Consider the following 15513-nt stretch of genomic DNA (forward strand, 5'->3'; position numbering starts at 1 on the left):
TAGGGGGATTTTCATGTCCTGATTGTATACAGCTGTCCTTCGACTGCAAAAGAAATGCGGCCTGTTTCCTCTGAAACTACAATGGCAACAGCATCTGATTTTTCAGTCAGTCCAATTGCCGCTCTATGCCTTGTCCCAAGTTTTTTTCCCTCAATGGTTTTATTGGCAAGAGGCAGGATGTTGCCTGCAGAAATAATGGTATCTTCTTTTATTAAAATACCGCCGTCATGCAATGGGTTTCCGGGATAAAAAATGGTTTCAAGCAAAGTGCTGCTTACTTTTGCTCCAATTGGCGTCCCATTATGAAGGTAGTCGCCTAATGGAAGTCTTCTCTCCACAGCAATAAGCCCTCCATGTCTTTTTTCCGATAAATGCTGGGCGGCCAATGATAAGCTTGAATATTCCTTGGTATACGGCGATAAATATGACTGAAGATAATAAGTCGAAGCAATTGTGTGAGCCTCTGTTACCGCCCTCTGCAGGTTTTCAAAATCGGATAAAATACAGCAGCTGAAGTCCTCTAGCGTTTTGGAAATAGAATGAATCTGATTGTCGATATTGTCAATATACCGGTTTAAATCTTTTCGGTATTGATCTTCGCCATAAATCACCGGACTTCCTCCAATCTTAATTCATATTAGTACCTTTTCCAGTTAAAAATTATTTATCCATTTTACGGAATAGGTTTAGAACCTCTTTAAAGGGACTAAATATAAGTATTAAGCAACGAGGTGAGGGACATGTTCGATATTTTAGCAAAACAATTTGAGAAACCCGCAGGATTACTGGGGAAGCTTGCCGGGAAAATCATGTATCTTGAAAACCGCAAGATTAACAAATGGACAATAAAAAAATTAAAGATTAATCGCAGGGACTCTATTTTAGAAGTGGGCTTTGGTCCTGGCTTCAGTATTAGGCATATAATGGATCACTGCCGCCATGCAGAAACGGATGGAGTTGATGTATCCGAAGATATGAAGACTTCTGCAGCCAAACTGAATGATGACTATATTCGGCAGGGCAAGGTCCGATTGTTCGTAAAAGATATTCACGATTACTTCCCCGATAAAACTTATAATAAGATATTTTCAGTCAACAATTATCCATTATGGACAAAGCCAAGAGAATCTCTGCAGCATCTCTATGGGATGCTTGAGGAAGACGGAATAATTGCCATCACAATTCAGCCAAGAGAAGAAGGAGCAGATGACACCATTGCCAAAAATCTCGGTCAGGTAATCAAAGCAGATATGGAAGCGGCTGGTTTCCATTCTATTTCCATTTCTTATAAAGAAGCCCGCCCTGTATTAACCGTTTGTGTAACTGGAACCAAATAAATAGAGAAAAGCGGGAGATTGCTGCTCCCGCTATTTTTTCAATTATCACCAGCCGCGGCTGGCTCCTCCTCCTCCAGATGAACCGCCTCCCCCACCCCGGGGACCGCCGCCTCCTCCGCCTCCCCCTCTTGAGAGAATTGAAAGGATTGCATATGAAAAGGCTCCTCCAAAAAATTTAATGTCTAGGAACAATAATCCAACAGCAATTACAATAATCAGCCAGGAAGGGATGCCAATTCCTCTATCCTGTGTTCCGGCATCAGCATAATCGCCGCCTAAAATCACTTCTTCCCCGGCAGCTTCCTGTACAAGCACCTTATAGGTTTCAATTACCGCTCTATTTGGCTGGCCATCCTGAAGATATGGAAGGGTCACTTCATCCAGAATCCGTCCTGCTTTTCCATCGGGAATCTGGCCTTCAAGCCCATAACCAACCTCAATGCGCACCTTCCGATCCTGCATGGCCACAACCAATAGGACACCATTATTCTCTTTGGCACTGCCTATGCCATAAGACCGGAAAGCTTCATTTGCATATTCTTCAATCGGTCTGTCTCCAGTAGTATCAACAGTTAAAACTGCAGCCTGTGCAGATGTCCTATCTTCCAATTGCCTCCCCAGGTTATTCAATTCAGATTTTTCCTGGTCATTTAGGACATCTGCAAAATCCTGGACATAAATATCTCCAGCAGGCTCCGGTATGGGTTCATCTGCATGTACTGGAAATGCCCCCATTATTAAATATACTAAAAGAAGGGTCAAAGAGACCCTGCGAATGATCATTCTCCATTGCCTCCAAAGTCAACTTCAGGTGCTTCATTCGCCAGCGGATCAGCCTTAAAATACTCTTTTTCATCAAAGCCAGTTATCCCTGCTACAATTGCACCCGGGAACCTTTTTACTTTTTTGTTATATACAGCAACCTGATCGTTATAATCCTTTCGGGCAACCGAAATCCTATTTTCCGTACCCGCAAGCTCGTCCATTAATTGGGTAAACTGCTTATCCGCCTTTAAATTGGGATAGTTTCCACCACTACAAGCAGACGGCTCAAAGCGCTTGACAGCTCGGCGTTTGCGGCAGCTTCCTCTTCAGGTGACCCTGCTCCCGCCAGTCTTGCACGCGCATCTGATATTGCCTGAATTGTCTCCTTCTCATGAGCAGCATATCCCTTTACTGTATTTACCAGATTAGGAATCAAATCCAGCCTTCTCTGCAGCTGGTTCTCAATCTGAGAATAAGCCTGGTCCACATTTTCCTCAGCACTTACAAACCCGTTATAGCTGGACATCAGCATCATGCCTGCTATGACTACTGCCGCAATAACGGCAATTAAGACACCCATACCTTTTTTCATTTGCGCCACTCCTGTTTCTAAGTTGTTTTGTCACTTGCATGGTATTTTTCCTTTTTTGGGTGAAAGTTAAACCAGGAGATGGTTTACTGATGCTGTTAAGTCTGCGCGGGAATGGTTCTTTTGTGCGCGGATTCCGGTGAGTTACGCGCAGATGGGCTTCTTTTGCGCGGGTAGTAGGTTTTGATGCGCGGCCTGGCTTAGGGTTTGCGCGGGAATGGTTCTTTTGCGCGCGGATTCCAGTGAGTTACGCGCGGGTGGACTTCTTTTGCGCGGGTAGTAGGTTTTGATGCGTGGTCTGACTTAGGGTTTGCTCGGGGATTTTACTTTTGCGCGCGGATTCCGGTGAGTTTCGCGCGGGTGGGCTTCTTCTGCACAGCAAGTACGTTTTGATGCTCGGCCTGGCTTAGGGTGTGCGCGGGGATTTTACTTTTGCGCGCGGATTCCAGTGAGTTACGCGCGGGTGGGCTCTTGGCAGTTTCGAGCTTATGACTTTTTTCATTATCAATAGAAATCATGTCAATATTTTTCATTATGGCTTCATGAATGCGTCTACAGGACCGGTTAATGCGCTGATTTTAAAGTTTTTTGCTCTATCAAATCGTATTTGCGCCTTACTCCACCATAAACGCACCATCCAGCAGGTCATTCGCGCCGCCGCATCACTTTTTCGCACCGTCAGCTTTCACAATTGCGCCAAACCAATTTCCTTTCCACTAACATCAAGAAAAACCGGAACCCATCAGGGCCCCGGTCCAAGCATGATTATTTAATAAAATTTTTCGCAATCAGTTCACTGAATTCAGGTTTATCTTTCAGGAATTTTAAAGTGTAGGATGAATCTGCAAATTCCTGGATTGTGTCTGCATCAACTTCGTAAGTGAATCCAATTCTTTCCCAGGCGCGGTCTACGACTTCTTTTTCCAATTCCTGGCCAGTTACTTCTTTAATGTCTTTGATGGTAATTGCTTTTGCCCCTTCAGGATTGTCTTCGATAAATTTAACTGCATCTTTATGTGCATCAACGATTTTTTGTACTTTTTCAGGGCTGTTCTTTACTGCATCGCCAGTTGCAACCAATACTGATGCCGGAAGTGTTTCACCGAAGGATACTTCATCCCAGCCAATTACGACTTCAGCGTTTGTTTCCTGTTCAATAACTGCTGCCCATGGTTCTGGAGCAACTGCAATATCAACTTTACCTGTTTTCAGCATACTTGCATATTGTGCCGGGTTGCCTGTTAAATGCTTCATTGTACCGCCGATGCGAGCTGAAGTGATGCCGGCTTCTTCCAGATATGTTTCATACTGGACGTCGTGCGTGCAGCCCACGCCAGGTGTAATGAACGTTTTCCCTTCGAAGTCTTCAAGTGAGTTAATTTCTACACCTTCTCTGGCGAGGACAACTGTTCCGCCAGTTGAAGCACCGGCGATAATTTTAACATCAGCCCCGGTTGAAAAGTTGTTCATTGCTGGTCCTGGTCCTACAAGACCTGCATCAATGTCACCTGTTTTCAGGGCAGTCATGAATGAACCGCCTTCAGCAAATGTCTTGTATTCTACTTTAGTTCCATCGCCAAGCTGTTCTTCAAAATAGCCTTGATCTTTCGCAACCATTGCTGGCACATGATTGATATTCGGGAAATAACCGATGACAATCTTGTCTTCCTCACCGCTGCTCTTCTCAGATGATCCGCAGCCGGCAAGCAGACCGGTGAAAGTAAATAATACAGCAACCCATAAAATAGCCTTTTTCATTAATACCCCTCCAAAATTAAGACTCAAGTCCCCATTTTTTTATGACTGATTTTTCAATGCGCTGGAATATGAATTGGTCAACAATCATTCCAATCGCTCCAATAATAATCATGACACCAATCACGATGTCCATTCTTCCAAAGTCTGAAGCATAACGAAGTGTGTAGCCCAATCCTGGTCCTGTGCTTAAAAGCTCACCGGCCATCAGTGCGCGCCAGGCAAATGCCCAGGCAAGACGTGAACCAGTGACAACGTATGGAATGGATGCCGGAAAGATGACTCTTGTGAATAAGTCTATTCCATTCGCACCCATTGTCTGAGCTGCTTTGATATATAAAGGTGAAACATTTTTAATCCCTGTTCGCATGTTCAGAGCCATTACAAATGTACCGCCAAGTATGGTTACAAAAATAACAGCCTTTTCATTTAAGCCAAACCACATAATCGCGATCGGCAGCCAGACGATGCTGGGAACACTTTGCAAGGCGAGGATGACTGCACCCAGTGTTTCATCAGCTGTTTTGGATTTCCCTAAAAGAATTCCAATCAGAGTCCCAATGATAAGGCTGATAGTTAAACCGACTGCGAGCCGCTTAAAACTTGCAATTAAATCATAGATGAGAGTTTTATCCTGGAACCCTTCAACAAGAGCACTGAATACGCTGGACAGGGAAGGGAAAATCAGAGGATGCCAAAGCTCTAGCCGTGATCCAATTTCCCAAAATGCAATGATGGCTGCAAAAAATATGATCCTTTTAATGGCTGTTTGCATATTGGAGTTCCTCACTTACAACTTTATCAATTTCCTTCTTCAGGTATTTCATAATGTGTTCTTCAATCTCAAGCATTTCGTTTTTGTGTTCCTCACGGGGTCTGGGTATGTCAACCGCTATATCCTGTAAAATGATTCCCGGCTTTGTCCCCATAACAATGATCCGATCTGAAAGTTTAATAGATTCTGAGATGCTATGAGTAACAAAAAGAATGGTTTTCTTCGTCTCAGTCCAGATGTTTTCCAGCTGTCCGTGCAGACGCGAACGGGTCTGTTCATCAAGAGCTCCAAATGGTTCATCCATTAAGAGTGTTTCCGGGTTCATCGCAAGCGCTCTCGCAATGGCCACCCTTTGCTGCATTCCGCCAGAAAGTTCATGAGGATAATGGGATATATATTTTCCCAGCTGAACCATTTGCAGATACTTAAGTGCTGTTTCCTCTGCATCCTTCTTCTTCATTTCCTTTTTTAGCGGAAACGTGACATTCTCCATGACTGTCAGCCAAGGGAATAAGGCTGCCTGCTGGAAAACCATCCCCCTGTCTTTTCCAGGTTTTGTTATGGCTTTTCCATCAATTTGAATTTGTCCCAAAGTTGTTTTAGTCAGCCCCGCGACGATTGAAAGAAGTGTTGACTTTCCACATCCTGAAGGGCCTAAAATTGAAACAAACTGGCCTTTTTCAATGGTTAGATTAATATCTTTCAAGACGTCAACAGGACGATTTTCTTTATCGCTATATTGTTTATTCACATCGTTTATCTCAATGAACATTCAAAATCACCTATTCCCATAAATCTCATTAATTTACTCGGATTACTTGTAATTATAATGTATTCACTTTGCATGTCAACCTTTACAATAAATATTTTTATAAATGGGCTTAATCAAATAAAAAGCCTCCCCCTTCAAGGAGAAAGCTTTTGTTTCACAATTTAATTTCTTCTATTTTAGATGAAGCAATCAGTTCTTCAACTTTTGCTAACTCACCGCTTTGAAAGAGTTCTATGATCTTGCTTCCAACGATTACACCGTCACAATGCTGATTCATATCTTTTACGTGCTCTGGTTCAGAAATTCCGAAGCCTGCCAATACCGGTATCGGACTTACATCTTTAACATTCTTCAAATGCTTTCCGAGCTCATCTTTAAATTCTTTTCTTGCACCCGTAATGCCATTAACCGTTACAGCGTATAAAAAGCCTTTCCCCTTGTTAGCAATCGCCTGGATCCGCTCCAATGGACTGGTTAAGGTCACAAGCCGGATGATTTCAATTCCAGCTCTCTCTGCGATTGGTGCAATTATCTCCTCTTCTTCTGCAGGAAGATCAGGCAATATTAAGCCGTCTACCCCAGACCTTGAGGCATCAGAAATAAAGTTGCCAATGCCATATGCCATGATTGGATTCATGTATGTCATAAAGATAAGCGGGATGTGAACAATAGGCCGGATTTCCGCAATTTTAGCTAAGACGCCTCTAAGTGTTGTTCCGGCTTCTAATGCTCGAATGCCAGCTTGCTGGATTACTGGCCCATCGGCAACTGGATCCGAAAATGGAATCCCAATTTCAATGGCAGTTGCTCCCGCTTTTTCGAGAAAAGTGATTTTCTCGGCCAGTGTCTCTAAGCCTCCATCCCCGGCCATTATATATGGCACAAATGCTCTTTCATTGTTTTGCTTTAGGCTCTGAAAAACTTTTTCAACCCGGTTCATTGTCCTTTCCCTCCTAATTTTGCTCTTACAGTTTCTACATCTTTATCTCCTCTGCCAGATAAACAGATGACAATGCCTTCGTCTTTTTTCATTTGCGGTGCAAGCTTTAACGCATAGGCAACAGCATGAGAGCTTTCCAGTGCAGGGATAATGCCTTCCAATTTGCATAAAAGCTTTAACGCAGCCAGCGCCTCATCGTCTGTGATGGATTCATACTCGGCCCTTCCGCTGTCTTTCAAATAGCTGTGTTCCGGGCCAACTCCGGGGTAATCAAGCCCAGCCGAGATGGAATGGGCCTCCTGAATTTGTCCGTGTTCGTCCTGAAGCAAATACATTAATGCCCCATGAAGAACTCCAGGAGTTCCTTTTGTTAAAGATGCGGCATGTTTCTCAGTATCTGTTCCCAATCCTGCGGCCTCCACCCCAATCATGCGGACAGTTTCATCTTTTATGAAAGGATAGAACATTCCCATTGAATTGCTCCCACCGCCAATGCAGGCTACAACTGCATCAGGAAGCTTCCCTTCTTTTTCAAGGTATTGCTCCTTGGTCTCATTTCCGATAACACTTTGAAAATCGCGTACAATCATAGGAAAGGGATGAGGTCCCATGACAGAGCCAAGGATGTAATGTGTATCCTCGACATTTGTCACCCAGTAGCGCAGTGCTTCGTTGACTGCATCTTTTAATGTGGCGCTTCCCGATTTCACCCCAACCACCTTCGCTCCAAGCAGTTCCATTCTGAATACATTCAGCTGCTGTCTTCTGATGTCCTCTTCACCCATAAAAATAATGCATTCAAGATTTAAGAGAGCACATGCAGTTGCTGTTGCAACTCCATGCTGCCCTGCACCCGTCTCAGCTACTATTTTTCTTTTTCCCATTCGCAGCGCCAATAAAGCCTGGCCCAGTGAGTTGTTTATTTTATGGGCACCTGTATGATTCAAATCTTCTCTTTTAAGATAGACCTTCGCACCGCCGGCGTATTTTGTGAGGTTCTCCGCAAAATAAAGAGGAGTTTCACGCCCGACATAGTCTTTCAGCAAACCCTGCAGCTCTTTCTGAAAACCTTCATCAGCTTGTGCTTTCTTATACTCCTCTTCCAATTCAAGAATGGCCTGCATAAGTGTCTCAGGCACATACCTTCCTCCAAATTCCCCAAAATGACCTCGTTCATCAGGCAAGGTGTATGCTGTGTTCATTTTACTTCCTCCCTCTCCACACATTTAGCGTTTTCTATAAATCTTTTTATTTTCTCCGGATCTTTCTTCCCTTCAGTCTCAACCCCGCTGCTTACATCAACCATATAAGGATTGGCTGCTTTAATTCCATCCCCCACATTTTCAGGATTGAGTCCTCCAGCGAGGATCATTTTTTTGTTCTGCTTTGGGTTATTGTTTAGAATAGACCAATCAAACGATACCCCGTTGCCCCCCCGATATTTTCCTTTCGGACTATCAAGAAGAACGTATTCACATGAATATTCATCCAGTTGGTAAAGATCTTCTGGTGAACCAATGCTCAGAGCCTTTATAACTGGTAAAGAAAATGAGCTGCAAAATTCCGGCGTTTCATCTCCATGAAGCTGAATGACATTGATCCCTGAAACACTTACAATTTCCTCAATGATCTCTTTCGTTTCATTTACAAACACTCCGACTTTTAAAACCTCTCTTGGCAGCTCTTTGATTATCTCCCCTGCTGACTCAGGATTAATTTTTCTTTTGCTTTCAGCAAAAACAAATCCCAGGGCATCCGCACCGCTTTCAATCGCAGAAAGTGCCGTGCTGATATCCCTGATTCCGCAAATCTTCACCTTCATTGTCTGACAGCCCCCTGCAAAGGAAGCTTCATGGCCTTCAAAAGCCCTTCCAGGTTCTCTGCTTTCATAAATGCTTCCCCGACAAGAATGGCGTTGGCTCCTGCTGCAATTACACGCCGTACATCATCTTCTGACTTAATCCCGCTTTCACTGATCAGGAATCTTCCCGCCTTCTTAATTAGCGGCGCAAGTTTTTCTGTTACACCAAGGTCTACTTCGAAAGTTTTTAAATTCCGGTTGTTGACTCCAATCAGCTGTGCACCGGTTTTCAGAGCTATTTCCAGTTCTTCTTCATTATGAACCTCCATCAATACTTCAAGGCCTTCATTTTCTGCAAAATCGAAAAGCTCTTGAAGCCGTTCAGCTTCCATGGCAGCAGCAATGAGTAAAATTAGGTTTGCCCCTGATGCTTTTGCTTTTAAAATTTGCACCTCGTCTATAATGAAGTCTTTGCAAAGGATAGGCAGGCCGACTGCCTCTCTGACAGCTGACAAATCCGCAAAACTGCCTTTAAAAAACCTATTGTCTGTTAAAACGGAAATGGCATCCGCACCATACTTTCTATAAAATAATGCCTGATCTTTCGGATTCTGCCCGGTATTTATATCACCTTTTGAAGGTGAAGCTCTTTTGAATTCGGCAATCACAGCCAGTTCACTGCCTGATGCAAGCTTGTTAATAAATGAACGTTTTATCACTGTTTCCCCAGCTTGAAAGTATTCTTTTTCCTGCTGCAGCATGATGACTTCTTTTCTTTTTTCAGCCAGTATTTTATCTAGAATTGTTCCCACTTATATCACCTCTTTATGGACACTTTTACTTGCATCAATTAACCTGTGCAGTTTTGCTAATGCAGCACCTGAATCAATGCTTTCTCTGGCTAAATTTATCCCGCCTTGAATTGTTTCGGCCTTGCCTCCTGTAAAGATGCCAATCCCGGCGTTAAGAAGGACCGTGTCCCTTCTTGCTCCCGTCTCCCCCTTAAGGACACTCAGGAGTATTTCAGCATTTTCCCTTGAATCTCCGCCTCTGATCGCATCATTGCTGCTGACGGATAGGCCAACTTCCTCTGGGTGAAGAACCTTTTTCGTTACCTTGCCGTTATTAAGAATGGCCAGGTGATTTTCCCCCTGCAAGGATGCCTCATCCATAAAGCCTGCACCATTTAAAACAACTGCCCGTTTTCTTCCCAAAGTTTTTAACACCTCTGCAAACATTTCAATATAATCTCTCCGATAGATCCCGAGAAGCTGATGATCAAGTTCAACCGGATTGGTTAATGGTCCTATTAGATTGAAGGTTGTGGGTATTCTCAGGTCCTTGCGCACTTTCATGATTCTTTTAATATTCGGATGAACGTGAGGAGCGAAAAGAAAGGCAATCCCAATTTCCTCCAGAATCTCCTCCGTGCGCTCAGGGGAGTGATTTAAATTTATCCCCAAATGTTCCAATACATCGGCACTGCCTGTTTTGCTGGATACACTTCTATTGCCATGCTTGGCAACAGGAATTCCGGCTCCCGCAATCACAAAGGCCGATGTGGAACTGATATTAAAGCTGCTTGAGCCATCTCCTCCTGTACCGCAATTATCCAAAACATTAGGAATTTTCTTTCTAAATGAAAGGGATTTATCCCTCATCGCTTTTACAATCCCTGCAATTTCTTCAACTGTTTCCCCTTTCGTTTTAAGACTCACCATAAATGCCGCAATCTCACTGTCTGTCACGTCATTGGCAAATAAATTTTCCACGGCTTCCTTCATTTCTGCCTCTGTTAATGACTCCCGATCAGATAACCTTTGCAGTATTGTTTTCACCCTTATTTTCCCTCCCGATAGTTTGTAAAAAGTTTTCCAAAATTCTCTTTCCAAGGCCTGTTCCTACAGACTCCGGATGGAATTGCAAACCGTATAAAGGATAGTCCTCATGCTTGATTGCCATTATTTCATTGTCATCCATTGACCTGGCCATAACCTTAAAGCTGCCAGGCAACGTTCCCGACTGAATAACTAAGGAGTGGTAACGCATGATGTTGATTGGCTGCGGCATGTATTGAAACAGCTGCGATCCGTTATGCTTAAGATTAGACACCTTGCCATGCATAATTTTCTTTGCTTTTTCAATTTTTGCACCAAACGCATAGCCAATTGCCTGATGGCCAAGGCAAATGCCCAGTATAGGAAGCTTCCTGTAAAACTCCTGAATAACATCCACAATGATCCCTGCTTGTTCCGGCCGACCGGGTCCAGGTGAAAGAATAATTGCTTCAGGATTTAATTTTTCAATTTCTTCGATTGTGATCTGATCATTTCTTACAACTTTAATTTCTTGTCCCAGTTCACCTAAATACTGATAAAGGTTAAATGTGAATGAATCATAATTATCAATCAGCAGAATCATTTTTTGTCCTCCAAAAATGCTTTTAATTTATGAAGTGTTTCTTCGTACTCTTTTTCAGGAATAGAATCATGCACGATGCCTGCCCCAGCTTGTATATAAGCGAATCCATCTTTTATCACCATTGTTCTGATTGCCAGGGCGAAATCCATATTGCCGTTTCCGGAAAAATAGCCGACTGCCCCTGAGTAAATTCCTCTTTTCACTGTTTCAAGTTCATTGATGATTTCCATTGCTCTAATTTTGGGTGCACCTGAAACCGTTCCGGCAGGCAGACACGCTATTAAGGCATCAATCGCTGTGTGTGGATTTTTCAGTCTCCCGCCAACTTCGGAAACAAGGTGCATGACATGCTTATATCTCTCAATTACCATGTTTTTTTCTATAGTTACAGATCCAAATTCGCAGACACGGCCGAGATCATTTCTGCCCAGGTCGAGCAGCATCCTGTGTTCGGCAAGCTCCTTTTCATCTTCTATCAGTTCCTTTTCAAGCTGTAAATCTTCATCTTCTGTCTTGCCTCTTGGCCTTGTTCCTGCTATAGGGTTAGTAATTACCTTATTTCCAGTTGCTTTTATAAGACTTTCAGGCGATGCCCCTGCAACCGCATATTCTTCAAAATCAAGATAGTACATGTAGGGGGAAGGATTTTGCACTCTTAACTTCCGGTAAAATGCGAAAGGATCTCCAGTCAATTCTGCTTTTAACCGCTGAGAAAGCACTACCTGGAAAATGTCTCCCTCTTCAATATAGGACTTGGCTTTATTTACTTTTTCAACGAAGTCTTCTTTAGATATGGATGCTTTGAATGCCGACAGCGTTGCTTCTTCCGATTCAGATGCCACAGCCCCCTTTTGTATTTCAGACTTTCTTTTCTGTAATCTTTCACGAAGCTGGGATTCATCGGTTGCTGACAGTATAGGCATGGCTACCAGATATACCTTTTGCTCGAGATGATCAAAAACGGCCACTTCCTCAAAAAACATAAGATGGACATCCGGAACATTCAACTCATCATGAGGAATCACCCCAATATCTTCGTATTGCCTGATCACATCATAGCCTGCATATCCAACAGCTCCTCCACAAAATGGGAACTGTTCTAAGGGGTGAGGCATTTCCTCTGGCATCAGCCTTCTTACTACATCAAGTGGCTTTTCATCGAAAACTTCAATTTGTCCGTCTGCAGAAACAGCCGTTCGAGATCCATCCCCTTTTAGTTCCATAACAGGGTCTGCACCAATAAAGGAAAACCTTCCCGACTTTTCATGCTTAAGTGAGCTTTCAAACAGAAATTTCTTTCTTCCGCTCATTCTCTGATAGATTAAAATAGGTGTTAATGTGTCCCCCTCAAGCTCTTCGATGATATACGGACCTTCCAATATCGTTTTCAATATATTTCTCCTCCAGTTCTTTTGGATTCAGAAAAGCGTAAGCGCCTTGATCACCCCCGACACCTCGAGGATGGTAGGCTACTTGTGCTAGACAGTTATCTAACTTCAGAATTTATACTTAACTTTAAATAAAAAAGTCCCCTATACACACAGACAGAATCTGCGGGTATAGAGGACGTGTCTTGTGAACGTGGTGCCACCTCTTTTTAGAGCAACATGCTGCTCCCTTTTTCGGGTACGGAAACATATCGATACCCTATCCTTTTAACGGTGGAAACCCGTGCTTCCCTACTATCGTTCAGGAAGCCTCTCGCAAGTCCATTCGAATGATTTTCCGTACCGGGCTTTCACCTTTCCCCGGCTCTCTTGAACGGACTCCATCAATCTACTCCTCTTGCTCAGCGATTTAAAGTAATAAAGCTATTTAACAATAAAAAAGGGCCTCCCGTCTAAAAAGGACGAGAGACCCGTGGTGCCACCTTCATTAGCTGATAGAAATCAGCTCACTTTAACAGATATCAAAACGAATAAACGTTGAAATATCTGTCCCTTGTAACGATGAGACTGTTCGCCAAAGCCTACTGCTTAAAAAGGTTCGGTTTGGAGGCTCGAAAGTCCATTCACTGCTGTTTCCACACTGATTTGCACCAACCATCAGCTCTCTTTAGCTTCCACTGCAGCTACTACTCTTTGTCATTGCCGATCGATATATTGTTTATTATACTATTCCGATAAATGAAAAATGTCAAGGGTATTTATTAATTTTTTATTATAGAGCTTTTTCCAGCTTTTCACGCCAGACATCTGCAAGGGCTTCAATCTGCAGCAATTCTTCAATTGCTTTACGATTTTTGCGGTCATGGAACATGATAAAATTTCCTTGTAGAACCGATACCTTTTCCTGCTTTCTTTCTTCGAGCTTAAGTACGCTGCCTGCTGTTACAGTTCCTTCCTTTAGCACCCTGAAAAAATAGCCTGTAAAGCATGTTTCAACAATTCTGCTTAAAAGCCGATCTTCTTCGTTATGCTTTGAGATGGTTGAACATGGAATGCGGCCCTGTGTTATTTGGATAGCGGATTCACCAAGCGAAAAGATATCACCTATAAAAACATCCTTTTCCAGCATATTACCCGCACAAATATTTTCACCAAATGCCGGTGGACAGAATGTCTTTTTAAATTCTTTTTCCCACATCCCGTAATGTTCGAATGGGTATAGGCAAACTGCCCGGTCGGGTCCGCCATGAAAATCAGTGTTTGCCACTCCATCCCCCTGGAAACCATCCTTCGTTAAGAACGCACTTTCAATTTTCTCTTTGCCGATTCCCGATATCTCCTCACGGTTTTTCCAGCTGTGCTTTTTCGGCTTTCCTATGCTTAACGCAATAATTTCTTTCACAATATCCCCTCACCAGATTCGCTTTTCTCTATATTTTAACGCTTTCCTTTTAGTAAATCGAAACATATTTTTCCAGAATTTGAATTTCCCATAAAAAGACAGAGGTTTTTCTAGTTAGTTTTCCTGCAATTAGCCCATATTAAGACTAGTTTGATTAACGAAAAGGAAGGTCAGAAATATGGAGCATGTTGAAAATTTACAATCTGTAAATTCAAAAGCTAAAAAGAAGTCAGGTGATGATGTCCATAATCAAAAATGGGCCATTCTTTCACTTTCTTCAATTCCTCTCGTTATGACTCTTGGGAATTCCATGCTGATTCCTGTTCTGCCGGCGATGGAAAATAAACTAAATATTTCTGCATTCCAATCCAGCATGATTATCACCGTTTACAGTATTGTAGCTATTATTTTGATTCCAATCGCAGGCTTTTTATCAGATCACATTGGCCGTAAAAAAGTCATTATACCAAGTCTTCTCATTGCAGGAATTGGGGGGCTGATCTCTGGATGGGCGGCATGGAAAATGGCTGATGCTTATTGGATCATATTAGCCGGGAGGGCATTGCAGGGTGTTGGGGCAGCAGGTGCGGCACCAATTGTTATGCCTTTAGTCGGAGATATGTTTAAAAATGATGATGATGTCAGCAGCTCCCTTGGCCTGATTGAAACTTCCAATACCTTTGGAAAAGTTCTATCACCTATTCTCGGAGCGTTTCTGGCAGGGTTTATTTGGTTTTTACCGTTTTTTTCTTTTCCTGTTTTTTGTACGATTTCAATCCTGCTGGTTTTCTTCCTTGTAAAAACACCAAATAAAAGAGAAGAGCCGCTTCCGCTAAAGAGATTTTGGAGCAATATCAAGGATACCTTTAAAAACAACGGAAAATGGCTTTATGCTATTTTCTTAATAGGTGCCATTCTCATGTTTGTGCTGTTTGGTATACTTTTTTATTTATCTGATGTGCTTGAAAAGACTTATGATATTAAAGATGTTAAAAAAGGGCTTCTCCTGGCTGTACCGCTTGGCGCACTATGCCTTTCGTCCTATCTGACAGGAAAAAAAATAAAAGAAAATAAAATACTGATGAAGTGGATCATTTTTTTAGGCTCAGTACTAGTGGCTGCTGCCACTGCAATCTTAAGCTTTTCAAACAATATGTGGTTTATGATCAGCATGTTCCTGTTTGCCGGAATTGGAATAGGAGTTGCATTGCCTTCATTGGATGCACTAATTACGGAAGGAATTGCAAAAGAAGAACGTGGAACCATTACTTCTTTATACAGTTCAATGAGGTTTATAGGCGTTGCGGGCGGCCCGCCGGCCATTGCCATTCTGATGAAGCATTCTGATCAAGGGCTTTTTTATATATTAAGCGGAATAACCATTCTTGCTGCCCTTGCAGCCATTATAGCAATCAAACCTGACGCAAATGAGGGCTAAAAAAATCCGTATCGTGCAATGACGATACGGATTTTTTTATTTAAAATGCTGCTGTACAAAACCAGTTACAACCTGATTGAAAAGCTGCCACTTTTTGGTTGGCGCCTGGTGGGAAACACCTTTGATTATT

General features: G+C 42.7%; 16 protein-coding genes, 1 pseudogene and 2 other annotated features. Of the genes and pseudogenes, 2 read left to right on the forward strand and 15 right to left on the reverse strand.

Annotated elements, in window-relative coordinates; genetic code table 11:
- Positions 1 to 11: 11 nt before the first annotated feature.
- Positions 12 to 611 (reverse strand): sporulation-specific diadenylate cyclase CdaS, encoded by a 600-nt coding sequence (gene cdaS / locus ACEQ1T_RS12180; RefSeq protein ID WP_206843263.1) that lies wholly within the window; start codon positions 609 to 611, stop codon positions 12 to 14.
- Between the two features lie 129 nt (positions 612 to 740).
- Here cdaS and ACEQ1T_RS12185 point away from each other — a divergent pair, with 129 nt between their 5' ends.
- A complete protein-coding gene (locus tag ACEQ1T_RS12185) occupies positions 741 to 1337 on the forward strand; it encodes a class I SAM-dependent methyltransferase (protein ID WP_370223124.1) in 597 nt (198 codons plus the stop codon).
- Positions 1338 to 1382: 45 nt separating this feature from the next.
- Here ACEQ1T_RS12185 and ACEQ1T_RS12190 read toward each other — a convergent pair whose 3' ends face one another.
- The 14 genes and pseudogenes from ACEQ1T_RS12190 to ACEQ1T_RS12255 form a co-directional block, all read right to left on the reverse strand.
- Positions 1383 to 2120, reverse strand: coding sequence for a YgcG family protein (locus tag ACEQ1T_RS12190; RefSeq protein ID WP_206843252.1), 738 nt, complete (start codon positions 2118 to 2120; stop codon positions 1383 to 1385).
- Positions 2117 to 2694, reverse strand: a pseudogene (locus tag ACEQ1T_RS12195) (LemA family protein). The gene ACEQ1T_RS12190 and the pseudogene ACEQ1T_RS12195 overlap by 4 nt, the downstream one beginning before the upstream one ends.
- Before the next feature lie 320 nt (positions 2695 to 3014).
- Positions 3015 to 3224 (reverse strand): hypothetical protein, encoded by a 210-nt coding sequence (locus ACEQ1T_RS12200; protein WP_370223126.1) that lies wholly within the window; start codon positions 3222 to 3224, stop codon positions 3015 to 3017.
- A gap of 232 nt (positions 3225 to 3456) precedes the next feature.
- Positions 3457 to 4449, reverse strand: a complete 993-nt coding sequence (locus ACEQ1T_RS12205; RefSeq protein WP_370223128.1) for an aliphatic sulfonate ABC transporter substrate-binding protein — start codon at positions 4447 to 4449, stop codon at positions 3457 to 3459.
- A gap of 16 nt (positions 4450 to 4465) precedes the next feature.
- Positions 4466 to 5221 (reverse strand): ABC transporter permease, encoded by a 756-nt coding sequence (locus ACEQ1T_RS12210; RefSeq protein ID WP_221880110.1) that lies wholly within the window; start codon positions 5219 to 5221, stop codon positions 4466 to 4468.
- Positions 5205 to 5993: an ABC transporter ATP-binding protein gene (locus ACEQ1T_RS12215; protein ID WP_370223130.1), complete on the reverse strand. Its 789-nt coding sequence runs from the start codon at positions 5991 to 5993 to the stop codon at positions 5205 to 5207. Before ACEQ1T_RS12215 ends, ACEQ1T_RS12210 begins: the two co-directional genes overlap by 17 nt.
- A 154-nt stretch (positions 5994 to 6147) precedes the next feature.
- Entirely contained in the window at positions 6148 to 6933 is a 786-nt protein-coding gene (gene trpA / locus ACEQ1T_RS12220; protein ID WP_370223132.1) for a tryptophan synthase subunit alpha, read from the reverse strand.
- Positions 6930 to 8135: a tryptophan synthase subunit beta gene (gene trpB / locus ACEQ1T_RS12225; RefSeq protein ID WP_370223134.1), complete on the reverse strand. Its 1206-nt coding sequence runs from the start codon at positions 8133 to 8135 to the stop codon at positions 6930 to 6932. The genes trpA and trpB overlap by 4 nt, the downstream gene beginning before the upstream one ends.
- A complete protein-coding gene (locus ACEQ1T_RS12230) occupies positions 8132 to 8755 on the reverse strand; it encodes a phosphoribosylanthranilate isomerase (protein WP_370223136.1) in 624 nt (207 codons plus the stop codon). Before ACEQ1T_RS12230 ends, trpB begins: the two co-directional genes overlap by 4 nt.
- Complete coding sequence (gene trpC / locus ACEQ1T_RS12235) at positions 8752 to 9546, reverse strand: indole-3-glycerol phosphate synthase TrpC (protein ID WP_370223138.1); 795 nt, start codon at positions 9544 to 9546, stop codon at positions 8752 to 8754. Before trpC ends, ACEQ1T_RS12230 begins: the two co-directional genes overlap by 4 nt.
- Entirely contained in the window at positions 9547 to 10572 is a 1026-nt protein-coding gene (gene trpD / locus ACEQ1T_RS12240) for an anthranilate phosphoribosyltransferase (protein WP_206843208.1), read from the reverse strand.
- A complete protein-coding gene (locus ACEQ1T_RS12245; protein WP_206843206.1) occupies positions 10544 to 11155 on the reverse strand; it encodes an aminodeoxychorismate/anthranilate synthase component II in 612 nt (203 codons plus the stop codon). Before ACEQ1T_RS12245 ends, trpD begins: the two co-directional genes overlap by 29 nt.
- Positions 11152 to 12546: an anthranilate synthase component I gene (trpE, locus tag ACEQ1T_RS12250; RefSeq protein WP_370223140.1), complete on the reverse strand. Its 1395-nt coding sequence runs from the start codon at positions 12544 to 12546 to the stop codon at positions 11152 to 11154. The genes ACEQ1T_RS12245 and trpE overlap by 4 nt, the downstream gene beginning before the upstream one ends.
- A 168-nt stretch (positions 12547 to 12714) precedes the next feature.
- Positions 12715 to 12957, reverse strand: a binding site (T-box leader).
- Between the two features lie 40 nt (positions 12958 to 12997).
- Positions 12998 to 13252 (reverse strand) — a binding site (T-box leader).
- Between the two features lie 63 nt (positions 13253 to 13315).
- The gene (locus ACEQ1T_RS12255; RefSeq protein WP_370223141.1) at positions 13316 to 13945 is read right to left on the reverse strand and encodes an MOSC domain-containing protein; all 630 of its coding nucleotides are present in this window, start codon (positions 13943 to 13945) and stop codon (positions 13316 to 13318) included.
- 178 nt (positions 13946 to 14123) lie between these two features.
- Between ACEQ1T_RS12255 and ACEQ1T_RS12260 the strand changes: the two genes are divergently transcribed.
- A complete protein-coding gene (locus ACEQ1T_RS12260) occupies positions 14124 to 15383 on the forward strand; it encodes an MFS transporter (protein ID WP_206843203.1) in 1260 nt (419 codons plus the stop codon).
- Positions 15384 to 15513: the final 130 nt, after the last annotated feature.

Source organism: Cytobacillus sp. (assembly GCF_964223445.1).
In the GTDB taxonomy this organism is placed as follows: domain Bacteria; phylum Bacillota; class Bacilli; order Bacillales; family Cytobacillaceae; genus Cytobacillus.